This is a genomic window from Parabacteroides sp. Y3-G-102, from assembly GCF_023656845.1.
Lineage (GTDB): Bacteria > Bacteroidota > Bacteroidia > Bacteroidales > Tannerellaceae > Parabacteroides > Parabacteroides distasonis.
The window spans coordinates 25,242-46,129 of sequence record NZ_JAMOKU010000036.1; the positions used below are offsets into that span (position 1 = coordinate 25,242).

The 20,888-nt window shown below is 43.2% G+C and carries 16 protein-coding genes; all 16 read right to left on the reverse strand.

Annotated elements, in window-relative coordinates; all coding sequences use genetic code 11:
• The 16 genes from NBH16_RS16775 to NBH16_RS16850 all read right to left on the reverse strand — a co-directional run bounded on the left by NBH16_RS16775 (position 1) and on the right by NBH16_RS16850 (position 20,868).
• Positions 1-3,276: a SusC/RagA family TonB-linked outer membrane protein gene (locus NBH16_RS16775; protein WP_250788895.1), complete on the reverse strand. Its 3,276-nt coding sequence runs from the start codon at positions 3,274-3,276 to the stop codon at positions 1-3.
• 47 nt (positions 3,277-3,323) lie between these two features.
• On the reverse strand, positions 3,324-4,574 hold the full coding sequence (locus tag NBH16_RS16780) for an MFS transporter (protein WP_005860494.1): 1,251 nt from the start codon (positions 4,572-4,574) through the stop codon (positions 3,324-3,326).
• 103 nt (positions 4,575-4,677) lie between these two features.
• Positions 4,678-5,880 (reverse strand): AGE family epimerase/isomerase, encoded by a 1,203-nt coding sequence (locus NBH16_RS16785; protein ID WP_005863839.1) that lies wholly within the window; start codon positions 5,878-5,880, stop codon positions 4,678-4,680.
• Between the two features lie 3 nt (positions 5,881-5,883).
• On the reverse strand, positions 5,884-6,801 hold the full coding sequence (locus NBH16_RS16790) for a dihydrodipicolinate synthase family protein (RefSeq protein ID WP_005863840.1): 918 nt from the start codon (positions 6,799-6,801) through the stop codon (positions 5,884-5,886).
• A gap of 141 nt (positions 6,802-6,942) precedes the next feature.
• A complete protein-coding gene (locus NBH16_RS16795; RefSeq protein WP_005860500.1) occupies positions 6,943-8,151 on the reverse strand; it encodes an ROK family transcriptional regulator in 1,209 nt (402 codons plus the stop codon).
• 200 nt (positions 8,152-8,351) lie between these two features.
• Positions 8,352-9,647, reverse strand: coding sequence for an HlyD family secretion protein (locus tag NBH16_RS16800; protein ID WP_044547477.1), 1,296 nt, complete (start codon positions 9,645-9,647; stop codon positions 8,352-8,354).
• A gap of 21 nt (positions 9,648-9,668) precedes the next feature.
• The gene (locus NBH16_RS16805) at positions 9,669-11,864 is read right to left on the reverse strand and encodes a peptidase domain-containing ABC transporter (RefSeq protein WP_250788896.1); all 2,196 of its coding nucleotides are present in this window, start codon (positions 11,862-11,864) and stop codon (positions 9,669-9,671) included.
• Positions 11,865-11,900: 36 nt separating this feature from the next.
• A complete protein-coding gene (locus NBH16_RS16810; protein ID WP_250788897.1) occupies positions 11,901-13,046 on the reverse strand; it encodes a 6-bladed beta-propeller in 1,146 nt (381 codons plus the stop codon).
• Position 13,047: 1 nt separating this feature from the next.
• The gene (locus NBH16_RS16815; RefSeq protein WP_122145570.1) at positions 13,048-14,232 is read right to left on the reverse strand and encodes a 6-bladed beta-propeller; all 1,185 of its coding nucleotides are present in this window, start codon (positions 14,230-14,232) and stop codon (positions 13,048-13,050) included.
• A 234-nt stretch (positions 14,233-14,466) separates the two neighbouring features.
• Entirely contained in the window at positions 14,467-14,778 is a 312-nt protein-coding gene (locus tag NBH16_RS16820; protein WP_057328963.1) for a glycosyltransferase family 2 protein, read from the reverse strand.
• Positions 14,775-14,930 carry a glycosyltransferase gene (locus tag NBH16_RS16825; RefSeq protein ID WP_122145569.1) on the reverse strand — a complete coding sequence of 52 codons (156 nt, stop codon included), beginning with the start codon at positions 14,928-14,930 and terminating at the stop codon, positions 14,775-14,777. The genes NBH16_RS16820 and NBH16_RS16825 overlap by 4 nt, the downstream gene beginning before the upstream one ends.
• Positions 14,931-14,982: 52 nt before the next feature.
• Positions 14,983-16,152: a 6-bladed beta-propeller gene (locus NBH16_RS16830; protein ID WP_221735129.1), complete on the reverse strand. Its 1,170-nt coding sequence runs from the start codon at positions 16,150-16,152 to the stop codon at positions 14,983-14,985.
• 128 nt (positions 16,153-16,280) lie between these two features.
• Complete coding sequence (locus NBH16_RS16835; RefSeq protein WP_250788898.1) at positions 16,281-17,663, reverse strand: glycosyltransferase; 1,383 nt, start codon at positions 17,661-17,663, stop codon at positions 16,281-16,283.
• Positions 17,660-18,889: a TIGR04157 family glycosyltransferase gene (locus tag NBH16_RS16840; protein ID WP_129984299.1), complete on the reverse strand. Its 1,230-nt coding sequence runs from the start codon at positions 18,887-18,889 to the stop codon at positions 17,660-17,662. Before NBH16_RS16840 ends, NBH16_RS16835 begins: the two co-directional genes overlap by 4 nt.
• A gap of 36 nt (positions 18,890-18,925) precedes the next feature.
• On the reverse strand, positions 18,926-19,618 hold the full coding sequence (locus tag NBH16_RS16845) for a glycoside hydrolase family protein (protein WP_154396190.1): 693 nt from the start codon (positions 19,616-19,618) through the stop codon (positions 18,926-18,928).
• Positions 19,615-20,868, reverse strand: a complete 1,254-nt coding sequence (locus tag NBH16_RS16850) for a DUF4934 domain-containing protein (RefSeq protein ID WP_250788899.1) — start codon at positions 20,866-20,868, stop codon at positions 19,615-19,617. The genes NBH16_RS16845 and NBH16_RS16850 overlap by 4 nt, the downstream gene beginning before the upstream one ends.
• Between the last annotated feature and the right edge of the window lie 20 nt (positions 20,869-20,888).

Genomic DNA, 20,888 nt, shown 5'->3' on the forward strand with positions numbered 1-20,888 from the left:
TTAGAAAGTTACAGATACACCCATAAGGACAGTCTTAGGAGTCGGATATCTACCATTGTCGATGCCTTGACCATAATAGGTATCTACGGCTGGTTCTGGTGATACTCCGGAATAACCGGTAAAGTAGCACAGATTTTGTCCGGTGACATAAACAGAGGCGTTTGACATAAACGCTTTATTGATCCATCTTTTCGGTAAGTTCCATGTCAATGTGATCTCGCGAAGTGCCAAGTAATCACCCTTTTCATAGAATCGTGAGCTGTTGTTATCTACAGCCGTAAGTCCGTTGTTGGAGCGGGTGATATTCTTTTTGCTCAATTGATCCGCATAGTAGAATTTCGGGATATCCGTATTCGTGTTCTCTTCAGACCAGCTTTGTTTAACCATGTCGATGATGTTAAATGAACCTTGGTATTGTCCGATAGAGCGTGCGGCCAAGTCGTTATACAATGTATGGCCTAATGCGTAGTCGAAACGGGCGTATAAAGAGAAATCCTTGTAAGAAACGGTGGTAGAGAAACCTCCTGTTACGTTCGGGAAGATATTGCCTACCTTCACACGGTCTAGATTGTTGATGACACCGTCACCATTCAAATCGGCCCAACATACGTCACCCGGCTCGATTTGTTGTTTTCCGGTTTTGTCTTTCAGGGCTTCCCATGCCGCTGGACCATATAATTCACCAATGGCGTCATAACGATTATTTGCGTTTGCTTTTACGTCATCCCAATCTTTGAAAATGTGATCTTGCTTGAATGCGAACAAGTCACCCAGCTTTCCTCCTTCTTGTTTTCCGCCAACCCAAACGACTTCGCCTTTTTTCGGATCCCATACTTGGTATCCACCTTGGCGGTTGTTCTCGTTTCCGTTTGCCGGAAGCTTGATGATCTTGTTGGCTACCGTAGATAAGTTAGCTGTTACGTCCCAACTGAAACCTCCTACATTATTTAAGATGTTAGCTTTTACCTCCATCTCAAAACCTTGGTTACGCAGTGTTCCTAAGTTGGTTTTGATACTTTTGAATCCCGTGTAATTAGGCAAATCCAGATCAGTCAACAAATCGGAAGTCGTACGGTTATAATAGTCTAAGATAAAGCTTAAGCGGTTATTGAAGAAACCTATATCCAGACCTACTTCGAAAGACTTACTTTGCTCCCAACGTAAACCGCTATTAACCAATTGGTCATTGTAAAAACCAACGGAATTGTTGTAGTTTGTTATGATGTTTCCGTCTTTGTCCTTCTGTCCGTAACTACCGTATACGTCATAATAGCCTAATCCGTTTACATTACCGTTTACACCATAGCTGACACGTGGTTTCAGGTTCGAGATAATATCCGCTAATTTGGAGTCCTTGAAGAAATCTTCCTCCATGATGTTCCAACCTGCGGAGACACCCGGGAAGAAACCCCAACGGTGGTCGCTCAGTTTGGAGATACCATCATAACGAGCTACAACAGACAACAGATATTTGAGGTTGTAGTTATAGTTTACACGAGCGAAGCCGGAAAGGATACGATAGCCTTGTTTGTAACTGTATGAATACGTACGGTTACTTCCTGCGTTCAAGGTTGGGATATCATCCGAAGGTGAATTTTGAGTCTTGGCGTTTAACGTATATTGATGCCAATTGAAATACTCACCGCCGACCATGGCTTCCAAATTGTGCTTGTCCTTGAAACTATCAGAATATGTCAAGGTCACACTATGTTGCTGTTGATTTTCCTTTACATATTTCGCTTCAGCCTGGCGCGTTAGGTTCGGTGTGCTAGAGTTCTGTTGTTGATAGGCTTTATCAAATTTATCCGTTTGATTATCTACGTGATACAAAGCGCTATTAGCCTTTAATACTAATTTCTCGGGAATGATTTGCAAATCGAAACCTATGTTGTATGTTGAACGACGGATTCCATTTGTATTCGTTAGCTTGTCCTTGTAGTAAAGAGGATTACCATCACCGGTACCGAAACCGGAAGCGGGAGATCCATCTTCCATATAGGGGTTCCAAGTTGGGCGTTGGCTCATCGTACGATAGAAGAACTCGTATTGACCGATCCATAATCCCGGCGTACGAGACCAAGTGTAAGTCGCCCCGCCGTTTACAGTTAAGATCGGGAATATTTTATAGGAACCGTTTAACGTTCCGGAGAAGCGTTCGTAACTAGTACCTTTGATCAAACCATCTTCTTTGTAATAACCTAAACTAGCAGCGAAAGTACCCTTATCGTTACCGCCTGTAATGTTCAAATAATGATCTTGCGTGAATGAGGGGTCTTTGAAAGCTGCATCTTTCAATTGGCCTGAATAATCCTTAAATAAAAGTTGCTTTGTAGGATCATTGGGATCTGTCATTTGTTGCCAACCTTCGTTTAACAGACCTTTCGTCGTGTCATCTAGATAGCGAATGTCGAATAAATCGTTACCAACTCCATAGCCCATTTGGTTATCGATACCCGAACGTCCGGTTCGCTTGTATCCTAAGCGATTATAATAGATATAGTCCTCTGCGTTCAAGTAATCATATCCTGTACGGGCGAAGTTTGCTCCTCCTTTAAATTTATAGGAAACGGAAGCTACGCCTTCTTTTCCCCGTTTGGTCGTGACAAGGATTACACCGCCATTCGCACGTGCTCCATAAATGGCCGTTGAGGCAGCATCTTTTAATACTTGGATGGACTCGATATCTGAAGGGTTGATATCTGCCAAAGAGTTACGAACGATACCGTCTACCACTACCAAAGCTCCATTGTCTTTTCCGGTCATGGTAGCTCCACCACGAAGTACGATATTGGGGTCTTTACCCGGCTGGCCACTTATGTTTACTACGCGTAAACCGGAAACCGTACCTTGTAAAGATTGTCCGGCATTGGCCATAGCTGCATTTTCCAGTACGGCGTTATCCAATTTAGAGATAGAGGTTGTCAAGGTCGCTCTCTTTTGTGAGCCACCGTAACCGGTTACCACTACTTCGTCTAGCTGTTCGGCGTTTTCTTGTAGGATCACGTCTACTTTGGCCTTTCCGGCTACTGGAACTTCTTGTGTCTTGTACCCAATGAAAGAAAATACTAATGTGGCGTTCTTGTTGGATACGGTGAGAGTGTAATTACCGTCGAAATCGGTAATCGTTCCATTTGTCGTGCCTTTTTCAACGATAGACGCACCGGGGACACCCATTTTATAGGTATCCAGCACTGTTCCGGAGACTGTCTGCTCTTGTCCGTACATAAATGCCGGAAGTAGGAGCGCAAGCATTAAGAGCAGTAGATTCTTCTTCATAATGAATTACTTTTTTGTTGTTTATTTAGTTTATTGGATGAGATTAATTAGCATTCGTCGGTCATATTAGCGACTTTCGGACGTAAGAAGATCACTTGGATTAAAAGTGCGATGAGTACCAATCCGGCTAGCATGGCGAAGTCATGGCCAAGGTTACCAGCATCGGTAGATTTTCCTAGTATATCCGTGATGGCGGCTCCGGCGAATACACCGGTCATATTCATAATTCCATAGGCTGTAGCCCGATAACGGGGGGAGATGAATTGGCAAAGGATAGGCATATTATTGGCGTCGAATATACCATAACCGATACCGAAGCAAAGACCACCGCCGATAATCATCGGGAAGTTGTGCCCAAATCCTAGTAATAGGAGAGAGGGTATCGTTAATGCCAAACCAATGGCGCCTGTGTATACACGTCCCCGGACATTCCGCTGGATCCATTTATCGGATAAAATACCTCCGGCGATTACCCCTATAAAGGAAGAGATAGCGATCGTGAATGTAGATAACGGACCGGCCTCGGACATATCCAACGAGAGATTTTCAGCGAATAGGGTAGGGAGCCAGTTCTTTGTCGCCCAACCCGGTAAGCTCGGCGTGGCGAAATAAAGAAGAATGATCCAAAAAGCGATGTTCGTGAATAACATCCCTAATCCTTTAAACGCACCGGAAATCGGATTCTCTTTCGGATAATTTTCCAGTTTTACGGCTTGTTCCACATGATCTTTCTTATCGTGTAAGAAGATGATCAAGACCACGCTATAAGCGATGCCGATGATACCAAACCAATGGAAAGTCGTTTCCCACGTATAAGCGCTGGCCACCGTAGCTCCGAATCCTCCCAAGGCTTGGCCTACGTATAGACCTGTCATATGGATACCTACGGCTAATGACCGTGTTTTCTCTTGGTGATAATCTGTGATAAGCGATAATCCGGCAGGAATATACAGGGCCTCACTAACCCCCATCAAGGCACGTAGGTAATAGATCTGATTGAAATCCGTGCAATACCCCATCATCAAAGTCACGAAGGACCAGACAAATAAGCTACCCACGATTAGCCACTTCCTGTTTACCCTGTCTGCCACCATACCGGCTACAGGGCTCATGAATCCGTAGATCCAGAGGAAGACCGCCATCAAACGTCCGAAGTTCGCCGCAGACTCTAGTTCCACGATATCCACCATCATAGCTGATTTCATGGTTGATAGCATCTGGCGATCCATATAGTTCAGTAAGGCGACAACCCATAGTAAACCGACTACGATCCAAGGATATAATTTCTTATTTTTCATTTGATTGAGGAAAATAAAAAGGAAAACAAAGCCTTAGAAACATCAGGAGCCACGGTTGTGACCCCTGATGTCAATTGACCAATTTTCAGTATTTTAGATAAAGTTATTTAGAAAGAATTTCGTCGCAGAGTAAACTACATTTGAGAAGCATTCTAGGAATGTGGAACGGACCTTTGAATAGATTGCCTTTGGCAGATTGAGAGACACTACCATCGAAGTGTAGGTAGCCATACCATTCCCCATATTCTTTGTCGGGGAGATGATTAAATGTGTAATCGTTTATTAGTTTGTGCATTTCGAGATATTTGGCGTCGCCAGTCGCTTGGTAGGCGTAAAGCGTAGCGATAACCGCCTCGCATTGTGGCCACCAAAACTTCATGTCGTGCCAATACTCTTGGGGAGGGAAGTTTTTGCAATCCTTGAAATAGTTGATTCCGCCGTACGTCTTATCCCAGCCCCAGTCCCAAGACCAGTTGAGGATTTGTAAACCCATCTCTTTCAGTTGGGGGTCCCATCCTCGGTATTTGGCCTCTTCCAAGATAAACCATGCGGTCTCGATGGAGTGGCCGGGATTGATGGTACGCCCGGCGATAGAGTCGATAAACTCACCGTTGGGTCCTACTGTCTCCAAGATAGCCTTGAATTCGGGATGCATGAAATCACGGCGTAACTCGGCTATGGAATCATCGATTTGTTGTGTAAGTATGGGATCGTTTATGGCCTCACGGATGCGTGCCGCCGTATCGATCAGTATCATGCAGAAAGAATGGCCTTTCGCCACGAGACCTTCACGAAATTTAGGCTCCAATAATCCCGGGGTATTCTTATAGTGCAATACTTGCTTGAATAAGTTCACGGCCTTCTCGGCATAGCCTTTGTCACCTGATGCCAATGCATAGTGGGCCATAGCGATCGCCGCGAAAGTCTCGGAGAATACGTAACGGCGTTTACGTACAGGGATGCCTGTCGCTGTCACCTCGAAGAACATACGTCCGTCCGTATCAAAACAATGTTTCTCGATGAAATCGATACCGTTTTTACAGGCTCTCAGCCATTCTTCGTTCTTCTCAATGTGATTATAGGCATATGCCAAGATAAAGGCGAATCGTCCTTGGAACCAAACGGATTTAGTGGAGTCCATCAGAGTACCATCCCGGTCTACGCAAGTAAAGTAACCGCCGTTCTCTTTGTCCAGTCCGTATTTCATCCAAAAAGGAAGAATATTGGAAAGAAGCTCATTCCGATAGGTCTTGCCCCAATAAGCTAGATATTCCGATGGATTAGATAAATTGTCAAACGCTGCCATACCTTAGAATTTATTACATCTTTCAAAGAAATTGATAGCCTCTAATTCCGCTTTCATCGCGGCCTCTTCTTCGTCCGTCATATTCCGGAACGGGGTACGGTTCTTGCCGAGATCTAATCCGATCAATTTCATGATGCGTTTTCCTCCGACGATATTACCACGGTAATTGCAGATAACGTTAATAACCTCCTGAGAGAAGTTTTGTCTCTCGCGAGCTGTCTCTAAGTCACCGGCTGCCCAAGCCTCTAGGATACCGGTTAATTCTTTTCCGTTATAGTTTGTGGTACCACCGATACCTCCTTGCGCTCCACCCATCGCAAGGCAAGGAAGAATCGTTTCATCCTGTCCGTGCAACATGTCGAATTTACCATCCTTGTATAAACGACATTGATTGTATTCGTATAAGCTCTCGTATGTATATTTGATACCGGCGAAATTAGGGATATGCCCGTCTACTGCTTTTAAGAAATCCAGCATAGGGAGGAAAGCGTTGTTAAACGCAGGGATATGATAGTAGTAAAACGGTAAGGCAGGAGCGCCGCAAGCGATCTCCTCGCAGTACTTTACCAATTCCTCAATTCGACCGATACGAGGGAAAGGAGTAGCCATAGCGCCAATACCCCAAGCGCCGATCTTTTGAGCATGTTCCGCCAAATTACGACTAGACTTAACGCATGTGCTACCTACGTGCACAATTACCTTAAAGCCTTCCGGAGCTGCTTCCATCCATTTCTCGGCCAATTTCATGCGTTCTTCCTCTGTCAGCATATAACCTTCTCCGGAAGAACCATTGATGAACACGCCTTTCAGTCCGTTTTTCACAAGAAGTTTCGCATAAGCTTCAATTGGCTCGTAATTAACTTCCCCGTTCTCATGGAACGGAGTGAAGGGAGCATCGATCAGTCCTTTAATTTTATCCATACCTGCGTTATTTTTATGAGTTTTAACCTCTGATTTTAATTACGATGCAAATATAAATAAAATATTTTAATAATAAACCAATATTTTATCAAGAAAATGAAATAATTATTTGATTTTTATTTAATTCCTTTGAAATGGTTGTTAAATCATACCTAGAATTTTAGATCGAGATAGCAGGCAGGCCCCTAATATGCCCGCTCTTTCACCTAATTTGGATACTTTGATCTGTGTATCACGGGTTACCAAGTTTAAAGAGTACTTCCTAACGGCACTTTTAATAGGTAGACTTAAATATTCTCCCGTTTGCGACAAGGGCCCACCCAGTACGACCAGTTCTGGATTGAAAATGTTCATCAATCCTGCTATTCCTTTACCTAGATTAAAACCGATCTCCTCCAGTATCTCAATAGATAGCATATCCTCTTTGTGAATAGCGTCGATCAAGTCAGAGAGTCCGATGTATTCCCCGGCATCGATTTTACTGGCCAATATGGTGTTGCTACCCTCTTTATACCGCTCAAGGAGGGTACGGTACAGGGCAGAACCGGAAGCTCCAGTCTCGAGGCATCCTTTTTTACCGCAATGGCAAAGAATCTCATTCTCGAAGAAGCTGAAGTGCCCAAATTCTCCGGAGAAGCCTGATTTCCCGAAATAAACCTTGCCGTCTATGATGATACCGATACCTAATCCCCAAGATATATTGATGAATAGGATATTTTTCTCTCCTTTTACGACTCCTTGAAGATATTCGCCGTAAGCCATGGAACGGGTGTCATTCTCTATATAGATCTTTATATGTAGTTTTTCCTCAAGGATTTGAGACAAGGGCTTCTCCTCAAAGTAAAAAATGCTATAGCTATATCCGGCGAAAGGATTTACCCGTCCGGATATATTAATGCCAATGCTTAATATCTTTTCCCTTGGGATCGGCAACGAGTTTATAAATTCATTGATACATTCGCAAAGATGGTCTAAAGCGGCTGGTGTGTTTTCGAGTGTATAAGGGATATTCTGCTCAATGCGGATCTTATCTCCTTTAAAATCTAATATGGCTAGATTCAGTTGATCTTTCAGTATATCTACGCCCACAAAATAGCCGGATACGGGATTGAGCCCGTAAATACTAGGTTTACGCCCTCCGCTAGTCTCTTGTTTTCCAAAGTCGAGTATATAACCGTCCTCTTGTAATTCGCTAATTAGCTTAGTGACGGTGGGGATACTGAGATTCATTTCTTTACATACCTCCGCTATAGTAGCGTCTCCATTGGCCATATAATAATGTATGATCTTCTTTTTCAGAAGGCCACTGCGAGTATTGTCATCGGACGAGAGCAAGAACTTAGTTGTCATGGTTATACCTTTATTGAGTGATTAGGGCAAAGGTACAATAAGTTTTTTCAAAAACTAAGCGTAATAAAATAAAATTTTTTCATAAGGAGCTATCTTAATTGTAAGAATTTGTAATAGAAGTTGAATGACATAGTCTGCGGCGAACTCTGTCACTCGTGACATCTGTGATAAACGCATAGGAAAGAAAGGATAATATTACACTAAAATCCTTCTTTCACGATCCGTTTGATCGGGAGGAAGAATCGTTCGATCAGGCGTAATTCTTCCGTTACGATCTCTGCGGAGGCTTGCGTCTCGGGCGAGACGGGCAGGTCGATACCGTAATTGGTTCTCAGACCCTCTGGAAAATCGATATCCGCCGTATAGTACTCGTCGGTGGGGACCAATGAGATATTCGATACCACGCCGTTTACCACTCCAAACTCCTGATCCGGGAAATTGGAGAAACGGACGATCGCCCGCTGGCCTCTCCGGACTTTTCCCGAGCGTGCTATCGGTATGCGCACCTTCCCCACCAGCCGGCCCTCGCCTTGCGGCACGACGGTGAAAGCCACCTCTCCGGATGGGATATACTGGTTCTCATTCCAGTACTTAGTGAAAGTCACGACACCCCCTACCGGAGCGATGAGGCAATAACGTAACCTCCACTCGTTCATGCTGTTCAGCAATTGTTCCCGGGCGGTCTGTAATTCCTGCCGTAGCGTAAATTCTTTCTCGCTCCGCTCCAGCGTCAGATCCAGCAAGGATTGCTCTTGCTCCCCGATCTGTATCCGGAGATTCTCGGCCGAGGCTGCCGCCCCTTCCAGCGAATAACGGCTTTGCAGCAGGGAAGCCCGTGCGGTCTCATGCTCGTAGGAGGAAATCACGGACCGGCTATACAATAATGAATCCCGGGCGTATTGCCGCCTTGTCAAGGCGAATTGCTCCGAGAGGGTCTTCCGCTGCCGTTCGGTCTCGTTATAGTAAGCCTTATACAACGCTATCTGTTTGCGGATGGAGGTCATTTTTTGCGGATAATAATCGATCTCCCTGTAATTGATGCAGGCATGGAGCGCCGAGAGTAGTCCCGAGTAAGCCGCTTGCATATCACCCAGCGATAGCTCCTTGTACTTTGATAATGCCTTGTCCAGGCTATCCACGTCGCTTCCGGATCGTTCCAACGCCTTATCCAGATAGATGGCATCGTCCGTGTCGGCGTGATTCTCTATGACCGCCAGCCAATCCCCCTGCCTTACCGGGCGATTATCCCTGACGAGCAGCTCCTGTATCTTTCCCGCTGCCCGTGTCACTACCGCCGTCGCGGGATGTTGCCCCGTCAATGTCATGTCTGCCGTGATCACGTCAGGATATTTGAAGAAACAGCTTCCCACCAGCAATGTCACGACCACGAGGAATAACAGCGTTATCCCCCACCGTACGATCCAGGCCGGCACTTGCCCCATCACCTCCTGTACCTCCTCGCTCCTCAGTTCTATGTCCTTATTTCTCTTCTCCAACTAATTTTCAATTTTCAATTCTCAATTCCCAAGCTCCAACTGATTCTTCACCAACTTATAATAAGTCCCCCGCAAGGCCGTGAGTTCCTGATGCGTCCCTTCCTCCACGATGCGTCCCTTGTCCAGCACCACGATCTTGTCCGCGTCACGTACCGTGCTTAGTCGATGCGCCACGACCACCACCGTCCGTCCTTTGTAGAAGGCGTGCAACTGCTCCATGATCTCCCGCTCGTTGTTTGCGTCCAAGGCGTTCGTGGCCTCGTCCAGGAAGATGAAGTCGGGATTCTTGTACACCGCCCGGGCGATCAGGATCCGTTGCCTCTGCCCTTGGCTCACTCCGTTTCCCTCCATGCCGATCTTCGTATTATAGCCCAACGGGAGAGAATCGATGAAATCCCGGATATTCGCCACCGTCACGGCATGCAGCAGGCGTTCCTTGTCCACCACCTCTTCGCCGGGGGCGATGTTGTTGGCGATCGTATCCGAGAAGATAAAACCATCCTGCATGACCGAACCGGTCTTGCTACGCCATACGTGGGGATTCAAGTTCCTGAGGGAGGTATCGCCGATCCTCACATCCCCCTTGTTGGGGTTGTAAAAACCGAGCAGAAGTTTCACGATCGTCGTCTTCCCGCTTCCGCTGGCCCCCACGATGGCGGTCACCCTGTTATGGGGTATCGACAGGTTGATATCCTCCAGCACGTAATCCCGGTCCGCCCCGTCATAGCTGAAGCTGAGGTTTTCCAGCCGTAGCGTCCTGTCATCGGGAAGAACATTCAGCCTTATCCCGCCTGCCTGTTCCTCGTCCTCCTTCCCGTGTATCTCGCCGAGCCGCTCCAAACTGATCTTCGCATCCTGCAAGGACCGTGAGAAATCGATCAATTGCTCGATCGGTGAGGAGAGCTGCCCCACGATGTAGGTCACCGACATCATCATACCCAGCGTCATATCCCCTTGCACGACGGCCCGTGCGGCGATGAAGGAGATGAGTATGTTCGTGGTCTGGTTGAAAAAGACCGCCCCGAGTTGCTGATATTGTTGTAACGCCAATCCCTTGATCCCTATCTTGAAAAGTTTTACCTGTATCCGTTCCCATTTCCAGCGCATCTTGGTCTCGCAATTATTGAGCTTGATCTCCTGCATTCCGGTGATAAGCTGGAATAGGTTGCTCTGCTCCCCGGCCGCCTGCGAGAAACGCTTTACGTCCAGCTCCCTCCTCCATCTCATGAAGGCGAGTACCCACGCCACGTATAACCCGTTACCTACCAAGAAGAGTCCCAGTATCGTCCAGTCGTAATAGGCCAGTACGAACCCGAACACGATGAAGTTAACGAAAGAGAAGAGCGTATTGATGGATGTCCCCGTCATGAAAGCCTCGATGCGGTCATGGTCTCCGATGCGCTGCATGATATCGCCCACCATCTTGGTATCGAAGAAATGCAGGGGCAGGCGCATCAGCTTGGCGAGGAAATCGGAGATCAAGGCGATATTGATCCTCGTGTTTACGTGCAGCAATATCCAGCTCCGTATGAAGTCCACGGATAGCTTGGCGATAAAGATCACCAATTGCGATATAAGGATCAAGGTTATGAAACCTAGGTTGTTGTCCCGTATACCGGTATCTACCAAGCTCTGCGTGAGGAAAGGCAGGATGAGTTGCAGTACGCTGGCTGTCACCATGCCCAGCACGAGCTGTGCCATCTCCCTTCTGTAGGGCGATATATATCGGAAAAAGAATCCGAGGTTACGTTTCCTGTCTCTCTCCTCGTCCTCCATCCCGTAGAACTCCGGCCCCGGTTCCAGCAAGAGCGCCGTCCCGGTATCCTGCCCGTCCACCTTGGTACTGACCCAGCACCGCTTGAACTCCTCCCTCGTATAGGTGATAAGTCCCGCCGCCGGGTCCGCTATGTAGAACTTCCCTTTCTTTATCTTGTTGCAAACCACGAAATGCCATTGGTTCCAGTGCAGTATGCAGGGTAGGGGACATTCCTTTTCCAATTCCTCCACCGTGATCCGCACGCCCTGTGTTCGGAACCCGATCGCTTCCGCCGCCTCGCTGATACCCAGCATGGAGACTCCTTCCCGGGTGATGAAGGCTTTCTCCCGTAAGTTCTGGATCGAGTACACACGACCATAGAACTTGGCGATCATACGGAGGCAGCTAGGACCACAGTCCATAGAATCCAATTGCTGATAATGTGGAAACGATCTTAGCATAAATTAAAACATTAGGATATAGACATGATTTAGTTCTTATTTCTTATACTTGATCAGCATTATGACGGGATTGGAATCCTCATTCAATTTCGCTGCGATTTCGTTTAGCCTGCCTTTGAGCTTCCCTTCTTTATAAGCCTCAATCAGTTCAGACGCATCAAAGGGATACCAGTTCGCAATATCTTGATTAATAGATGAAATCCAATAGATCGGTCTTTGATATAAAAAATCAGTATTATATATTTGATATTTGAATATAGAATCTTCCTGTTTGTCGTATACCAACTTACTCACCGGTATTTTTCTCGTTTTAATATCGAGTTTTTTTTCTACGGTTCTCATAAAATAATAACGGCTTGTCACCCCCTCTACAAAAAGAAATATTTCTGTATCCATGGAATATATAGAGGGTGTCCTCACGATAAAAGGCTTAATATGACCGTTTGGCGAATAGAAATATAGGGTATCGGATGAGAGATTCATAAGTATCCAATTATCGGAAGTGGCGGTTGTAGCAAAAAAAGTAGGAATTACTTTTTGATCATTATCTCCGAATATAACCAGTGTTTTCTGTTCTTTAGAAGGAATTGTAATTTTCTGGATAATACTTCCGTCATACTTTGAGATAATCAAATGATAAGGCTGTTGGTCTGCCACCATTCCATAGCCTTTGTTATCATAAGTGATCAGATTATCCTTGTCATAATTAAAAACCTTAAGGTAGTCACTCTCGGGGTCTAGGAAATTAAAGCTTCTTTTAAAGTCCCCGTTTAAATCATATACTGATATTTTCCCTGTATGTGTAACAAATAGCTCATTGTTTTCCTCATCTAGTGTAATTCCTGCAATCCCCGGATATTCCTCGACACCTTGTCCTAAACGGTTTATTTTCCGTATAGCTTTTCCCGTTTTCCGGTCAAAAATGAATATGTTCCCGTCGTTTGTGTTGTTTTTTACTATTATAAATTTTTTGCCGATATCCATGACATTACCATGTGTGATAAATTCGTCAGTCGTTTCCAGCGCAATATATTCCACATCCATAATATCCTGAAGGATTAGCTCCTTTTCTGGGTAATCTTTGTTAACATTGATCGTGACAAGCTCGTCTGTCGATTGCTTATCTTTTCCACATCCCGCTAAGGCAAAGAGGAGGACTGCTGAAATTAAATTTACTTTCATGCTAGTATTTATTTTTCTTATGTTTTATCAGCATAATCACCGGATTGGACTCTTCATCCAATGTAGTTGCGATCTCTTTCAGTTTGCCTTTCAATCGTCCTTTCCCGTAAGCCTCGACAAGTTCGTGGGCTTGCAATGACTGTCCGATTACGAACTCCTCATCTAAAGGTCTCGACGTCATATCCACTTCTCTTTTGCTGGTATAATCACCATTGTATATTTTAGGTATGAATAAAGAATTTTCCAGTCTATCGTACATCAATCCGGAAATTGGAAACCCTCTCCCTGTTTCAAAATTAAATTCCGCTTTCAACAGGCTCATGAAATAATAACGGTCGGTAAAAACGGTTGGCATAAGAAATACTTCAGGAGGATCCATGGTGTGTATGGAGGGGGTTCTTACGATAAGGGGGATTGTCGTATTAGCATCCGGCAAATAGTGGTATATGGTATCGGATGATGTCTCCATAAGTACCCAATTAGTATGATCTGGAACTATTTGGTACACAGCGGTTGGAACTGGAACAGCCCAAGCTTCCCCATTTCTTGCGACCGGGCTTTTAACTTCATCAAAAGGAATTGATATTTTCCGGGTGATACTTCCATCCTGCTTGGAAAAGATTAAATAATATGGAGGTATGGCGTTTGACGGGTTTTCCAGACTATTATCCGGTACATAAGAGATCAAATTATCCCGGTCGTAATTAAATGTATTTATATGAGATTCCGTACCTACGGCTTTGAAACTCCTTTTAAAATTTCCGTCTAGATCATATACTGAGATTTTACTTCCGGTATAGGCTATGACAAATATTTCCTTGTTTGCTTCATCCAGAACAACCTCCGTAATACCTACATATTCCTCGCCACCTTGCCCTTTCCTGTTTATCTTCTTCAAGGCTTTGCCGGTTTTTCTGTCAAAAACAAACAAATTCCCGTCGTTGGCCCAGTTGGTTATTAATATAACTTCTGCACCAATGGCCATTACTTTGCCTTGGGTAACAAACTCATCATTTGTTTCCAACGGGATGTATTCCACATCCATGAAATCCTGTAGTGTCAATTCCTTTTCAGGATAATTCTTTGTAACATCAACTGTGATGAGTTCATTTGTTGATTGTTTATCTTTTCCACATCCCGCTAACGTAAAGAGAAGGATCGCTGAAATTGTGATTATCCATTTCATTATTTTTACGATTTAAGGTTAAACACTTAGGGCGATACGTTCGCTCAATCATGCCTAATTACAAAAATAGGTTATTTTTTCTCGATATCTCTTCTTTTTGCTCAAAACTTATAGCGGTGAATGGAATTCTATCCGTTATTTACATAATTTAGGCAAAGGCTTAGCAATGGATGTTGTTTCCTCTCGCTATCTTGCTATCTTGTGGGTCACTTATCAAAAGGTCGAATAGTTCGTTTATTTCTGGGTCGTTGATTCCCGAATCATCCTTTTCGAACTCCAGATGCCAGCTGACCCATGTTTGTCCTTCCAACTTATCCAGTCTTCGCTATCTAAAAAAGCGATATACTCACCTTGGGCAATCTCCAAACCTGCGTTACGGGCAGCGGACGCTCCCTCGTTCTCTTGATGAATCACCTTGATACGATCCTCTTTCTTAGCGTATTCGTCAGCGATCTTTCTGGATAAGTCGGTCGAGCCATCATCCACCAAGACAATCTCCAAGTGCAGATCGCCTTGGTACATCAAGGAATCTATGCATGTGGTCAAATATTTTTTGCTTCTTGGAAGGCCCTTGTATAATCACCGTTACCGGCTATCAGCAAACGACTATTAGGATGAGCTTCTAAGACCATATGGAACGCTTTGATCAAAGAACTCACACCCTTTATTTCGTCAATCCGACCGGCAAAAAGAATAATTGTTTCTCAATTTTTGTATTATAAGAGACAGCCTCCATTGGATTCATAACCATTAGGGATTGGTTAGTTTTTTGTGTTTTATTAACATGATTACCGGATTGGATTCTTCATCTAAACTTGCGGCAATTTCTTTTAATCGTCCCTTCAACTTCCCTTTTTCATAATCCTCAATGAGCTGGGAAGCCTCGATACTTTGCCAAGATGCGATTTTATCGTCTACAGGAAGTGATTTCATATTCACCGCTCTTTTCTCAGAATAATCGTTGTTATATACAATATATTCAAAAATAGCCTTTTCTTGTTTGTCATATAATAAGTCTGTAGTGGGAAATCCCTCATGTGTCTCGAAGTTATATTCTTTTTTAACCGTTTCCATAAAATAATAGCGGTTAGTAAGAATCCCTAGGAAGAGGAATACTTCCGGATTCATGGATTGTACGGATGGGGTCCTTGCTATAATCGGTATCATTTTATGGTCTGATTGGTACTTATATACTGTATCGGATGATTGTTCTACAAGTACCCAACAATCAAAATAGGGAATTATAGGATTATAGTTATCAGGGATCACGTTGTAATATATATCCTTTGCTTTATCAGAATAGTTTACAGCCATTGATATTTTTTCTTTAAATGGAATCTGGATTTGTTTGGTTGTTCCATCCTGTTTAGATATAATAGTGAAAGCAGGCTTGTCTGTTACCCAATAATTATTAGTTATTAAACTTGTTTGGTTGAAATTGTATAAATGAAAGAAATAGAGTTCATCATCTCGTTTAAGGCTTCTTTTAAAATTCCCATCTAAATCATATACTGATATTTTCCTTGAAAAATGATCGAGTACAAATATTTCATTTTGTTTTTCATCAAGCACAATTCTTTGGATGAACGTATATTCTTCTCCACCTTGCCCTTCTCTATTTATTTTTTTTAATCCTTTTCCCGTTTTTCTGTCATAGATAAAGATATCTCCATCTCTGATTCGGTTTCTGGCAAGAATAATATCCTTTCCGATTGCTAGGACAAGACCTTGGCAAATAAAATCGTCCTTTGTTTCCAAAGGAATATATTCGACATCCATAAAATCTTGAAGAATTAGTTCTTTTTTAGGGTAACTTGCCGTAACATCAACAGTGATAAGCTCATTTGTCGATTGCTTATCTTTTCCACATCCCGCTAACGCAAAGAGGAGGATCGCTGGTATTGTGATTATCCATTTCATTATTCTTCCGATTTAAGGTTAAACACTTAGGGCGATACGTTCGCTCAATTATGCCTAATCACAAAAATAGGTTATTTTTTCTCGTGATCCCTTCTTTTTGCTCAAAACTTATAGCGGTGAATGGAATTCTATCCGTTATTTACATAATTTTGGCACAGTCTTAGCAATGGATGTTGTTCACCCTCGCTATCTTGTGGGTCACTTATCAAAAGGTCGAATAGTTCGCTTATTTCCGGGTCGTTGATTCCCGGATCATCCTTTTCGGACTCCAGATGCCAGCTGACCCATGTTTGTCCTTCCAGCTTATCCAGATCATTCTCTAGCTCATAATGCAATGTGGGAAGGTGGAAAACGACTGTATTCGCCTGTTGGAAATATTTCCTGTCGGTGGTTATCACCCAATCAACGGGTACATCCTCTATGTTCAACTGCAGATCTTCCCCATTTATCGTGTTGAATACGAGCATCACTTTTTTACCAGCTTTTATTTGGCAATCTACGCCTGCTACCCAATCAGAAACACGCCAATCCGTATATTCTTTCAGCCCGGCTTCTGCCTTGTAGTAATAATTTCTGCATCTTTGTATAGATTCCGGAATCATTTGCCCACAATTCCTCCAAAATCGATCCAGATGATGTTTGGGTAGGATGTATGAGGAATCTTTCACATTCGGGAGTAAGCTAAAAGCCAAGGTATAAAGTCTGAAAGTATTAACGTACCACCAGCTTCTCAAGTCATTGTCCGTATCGGGGGAAATGAATCGATCGGAGAAGTTCATCAACCCCTCAGTAACTTGAAATAATGATTTCAGCCTTCGGGCTAGGCTTGTCGTATGCATGACCGATTCTTCGTTCTGGCGGTAATAATAAAACTCAATGTTGGTGATAACCATCCTCTTCGCTTGGCAAAGGACGATGGGACACCATAACTCATCCTCATGCATGATGCCTTCCTCAAAACGAACCTGTATTTTATGCAGATATTTCCTATTGTATATGTATCTGACGGGTGTAGGCAAATAGAAACACGTTTTGACTAATTCTATGAAACCTTCTTTACCGGAAAGCAATTCTTTTATAGATCCGTTGGAAATACATTTAAAAGGTTTATCTATACTTCCGTCTTGATGACATAGCCACATATTTCCCATCACGACATCGGCATAATATTGGATCGCCTTATTATATAATAGGGGTAATGTCCCTTCTCTTATCCAGTCATCGCTATCCAGAAGAACGATATACTCACCTTGGGCGATATCCAATCCTGCGTTACGGGCGGCAGAAGCTCCCCCGTTTTCTTGATGGATCACCTTAATCCGTTTCTCTTTCTTTGCGTATTCATCGGCGATCTTTCCGGACAAATCGGTCGAACCGTCATCTACCAAGATGATTTCCATGCGCTGATCGCCTTGGCACATCACGGACTCTACGCAGACGGCCAGATATTTCTCCGAGTTATGTACAGGGATGATGACCGACACATCTATGTTATGTTCCAGCTTGCTCATGACCACAAAGAGTTATAGAACGCCAGCATATTCTTCCTGAATACCTCAGAGGAATATTTTTCCAAGTATCGCTTGCGCCCGTTTTTGCCGAGTCGTTTCGCTTCCTCCGGGTTTTGCAGCAGGTACACGATCTTTTCCGCCAACAAGGAGGTGTCTATCTCCACGCTATCAGAAGATACGATAAGTGGTATTTTTAATGCGCAAGATTCGTCTACTACCTCGTTTAATCCGGAGGTAGCGGTTGCTACGATGGGTAACTCATGCATCATCATCTCAACCGGAACATAACCGAATGGCTCGAACAAGGAGGGTACGACACCGACATCGGCTAAATGGTATAGCTCGAGTAACGAGGTTTGATCTAGGAAACCTGTGAAGGTTATCTGGGAAAAGATGAAATTAGCTTCAGAGAAAGAGTTCTGGTAGTCCCCATCGCCGACTATCCATAAGCGGCTATACGGAATTTTCCGTAAAACCGCATGAAAAGCCCGAATCAAGAAACGAACTCCCTTAATCCCGTCTAATCGCCCGACAAAGAGGATCATTCGCTCTTCCGGCCGTAGTTGCCATTTCTTTCGTAGGAGGTTCTGATCTATCCCTTTTTCAGCTTTATCGTTCATACCGTTTGGAATGACCACAATCCGATTGGGATTTAGTCCGTAATCTTGGCACAATAATTCCCGCATAAAGTTTGATAGGCTGATCACCCGATCCATTGCCGCATAACATGTCCGCTCTTCGTTGAACGATTCTCGAATCAGATCTTCCCACTCGTCTGTTTTCTTTTTTTGCAGGGTAGCCCGAAGTCGTTCCGGATTATCATGGATGACTGAACTCCAGTCTGAGAAATGGGAGACTGTGATCACTTTGCAATCAAATGCACCTTTCAGCTCTAATGCGAGCGATTCATCTTTGTATGAATTTAAATGGAAAACGATATCTTCTTGGTCTTTAATATAATACCGGAGCAGATAGACGATATTTCGAGAATAGACCTTCCGTTGTTCTTGATCCAAGGGGTGCCACTCTTTTGAAACCGGTTCTGGGAAATACCAATAGGAAATACCTTCTATTTCCTTTCTCTCTATTTGAGATTGGTTACATAGTAAGTGGACTACGTGGATACAGATTCCGCTACCTCGCAAGGCCGTGACCAATTCACGTACATAGGTGCCCACTCCATACAACCCACCTCGGCTTTTGTTATTAAAGATATACAGATTCATCTTTCCTTATATGCTTAAATGAGACTTATTCCTTACTTATAAAAGTCGCCGCCACGAATCGCTAATTGCCCCTATGGCTGTCAACATCGACAGGCCATTGCCCGCATAACCACTTGACAAGCCCATGCTGTCTGATATCAATTTTGGTTCTGAATCCGGTAATGGTAGGCTTGATTCTAGTTCTCCGGCATACGCTTGCAAAAAAAAGTATGTATCCCGTTCTTCATTCGCTGACAAATTCCGATTATTACTTTCGATTTGTTCTACGATCAACGATAAGCACTCTCCAGCCATCTGGCTTGCGGTACGATGGAGCCAATACCATCCATATCCGCTCAATCCCTCATCTCTACTGTAATTAGCGAAAGGATCGTACATCACCGCCCGATACATCCGCTCGTCGAAATCTTCAAATAGATCCTTCTCTGCCTCGATAAATCCGTGTCGAACTAGGTAGTCGATTCCTACTCCAATGCCCGCTATGCCTTTCTCATAGTCTGGACGATAATTAGCATGGATCTGCTCTTGGATTGCAGCAATTAGGTCCCAAGCGTATTCCTCAAACAAAACTTCTCCCGCATAACGGGCGTACTCGAAAAAAAAAATAGCTATCCCCAACTTGCCATGCATTAAGCCGGGACATTTCGTCAATGTCCCGTTCAATAGGAGCCTATCGACGATTTGAGATAACTCAATATGGGTGCTATTATAGATAATGATCTCTTTCATTTCTTATATTTTGCGATCATGATTACAGGGTTAGATTCTTCATGTAATCCTGCTGCAATCTCTTTTAACTTACCTTTTAATTTATTTTTTTGATAGGCCTCTACCAACTCGAATGCTTCTATTTTTTCAACAAAGGCGATTTCGTCATTATTTATCACAGTTAGTTCAAATGGTGCATCTGTCAAGTTTTTAAGAGGTCTTCTATATATATAATCATCATTATATACGATATATTCAAAGATTTTTTTCTTCTGCCTATCATATACCAAATTGTTTTTTTTCAACCCGCTTTGAGGATCCGTTGCGTCGTATTCTTTCTTAACGGTTTGGAGAAAATAGTAATGATTTGTAATGACACCAGGAAATATGAAAACCTCTGGATTTATAAGTTGAACAGACGGGGTTCGCACGATAAATGGTTCCATATCATGATTTGTTGAATAATTGTATATTGTATCAGAAGAAGGTTCTACAAGTAACCAATGGTTTTTATAAGGTATTAATCCAGGATTTAAAACAACGCCTATACCTGCATTTGAAAACAAGACTTGCAATATTTTTTTCTCAAAAGGAATTTTTATTTCTCTCGTAATTCTTCCATCTTGTTTAGAAATAATCCAAAATATATTTCTTGGTTCCACATCTACTTGTAAATTAGAGCCTTTTCCAACAAAGTTTCGCCCATTACTATTGTCATGGCAAATTAAATTATTCTGATCAAAATTGTATATGGGATCATAGAAAATCTCTGTTTTCCACCTACTAGAACTATCTTCACCTTCTATATATTTAAAACTCCGTCTAAAATTCCCATACAGATCATACACAAATACTCTTCTTAAATCAATACAACTGACAAATAATTCGTCATTATCTTCGTCTAGAACAATTCGTCCCGTGATATTTGTATATTCTTCATTACCTGGTCCTCTTCGATTTATTCTTCTTAATCCTTTTCCTTCTCTATCAAATATAAATATGTCACCGGAACCAGCTCGATTGGTATTTCTAATTAATATAATTTTTTTACCAATAGCTTGCACAATACCTGAAGTAAGAAATTCGTCTTTCGTTTCCAGAGGTATATATTCTACATCTAGGAAATCTTGAAGGATTAGTGCTTTCTTAGGATAGTTTTCTGATACATTGATTGTGATGCTGCCATTATCTTGATTGACGGAATGTTTACATCCTATACATCCAATGAACATGAATATTGTGATTGTTAGAATAATATTTATCATCTTCATCTTTTTCTGTTTTAATTCTT

Coding starts and splice junctions, on each gene's coding strand:
- NBH16_RS16835 (WP_250788898.1), bottom strand. CDS start 17,663: ATGAGCAAGCTGGAACATAACATAGATGTGTCGGTCATCATCCCTGTA.
- NBH16_RS16845 (WP_154396190.1), bottom strand. CDS start 19,618: ATGAAAGAGATCATTATCTATAATAGCACCCATATTGAGTTATCTCAA.
- NBH16_RS16785 (WP_005863839.1), bottom strand. CDS start 5,880: ATGGCAGCGTTTGACAATTTATCTAATCCATCGGAATATCTAGCTTAT.
- NBH16_RS16795 (WP_005860500.1), bottom strand. CDS start 8,151: ATGACAACTAAGTTCTTGCTCTCGTCCGATGACAATACTCGCAGTGGC.
- NBH16_RS16780 (WP_005860494.1), bottom strand. CDS start 4,574: ATGAAAAATAAGAAATTATATCCTTGGATCGTAGTCGGTTTACTATGG.
- NBH16_RS16805 (WP_250788896.1), bottom strand. CDS start 11,864: ATGCTAAGATCGTTTCCACATTATCAGCAATTGGATTCTATGGACTGT.
- NBH16_RS16775 (WP_250788895.1), bottom strand. CDS start 3,276: ATGAAGAAGAATCTACTGCTCTTAATGCTTGCGCTCCTACTTCCGGCA.
- NBH16_RS16815 (WP_122145570.1), bottom strand. CDS start 14,232: ATGAAATGGATAATCACAATTTCAGCGATCCTTCTCTTTACGTTAGCG.
- NBH16_RS16840 (WP_129984299.1), bottom strand. CDS start 18,889: ATGAATCTGTATATCTTTAATAACAAAAGCCGAGGTGGGTTGTATGGA.
- NBH16_RS16830 (WP_221735129.1), bottom strand. CDS start 16,152: ATGAAATGGATAATCACAATACCAGCGATCCTCCTCTTTGCGTTAGCG.
- NBH16_RS16790 (WP_005863840.1), bottom strand. CDS start 6,801: ATGGATAAAATTAAAGGACTGATCGATGCTCCCTTCACTCCGTTCCAT.
- NBH16_RS16850 (WP_250788899.1), bottom strand. CDS start 20,868: ATGAAGATGATAAATATTATTCTAACAATCACAATATTCATGTTCATT.
- NBH16_RS16810 (WP_250788897.1), bottom strand. CDS start 13,046: ATGAAAGTAAATTTAATTTCAGCAGTCCTCCTCTTTGCCTTAGCGGGA.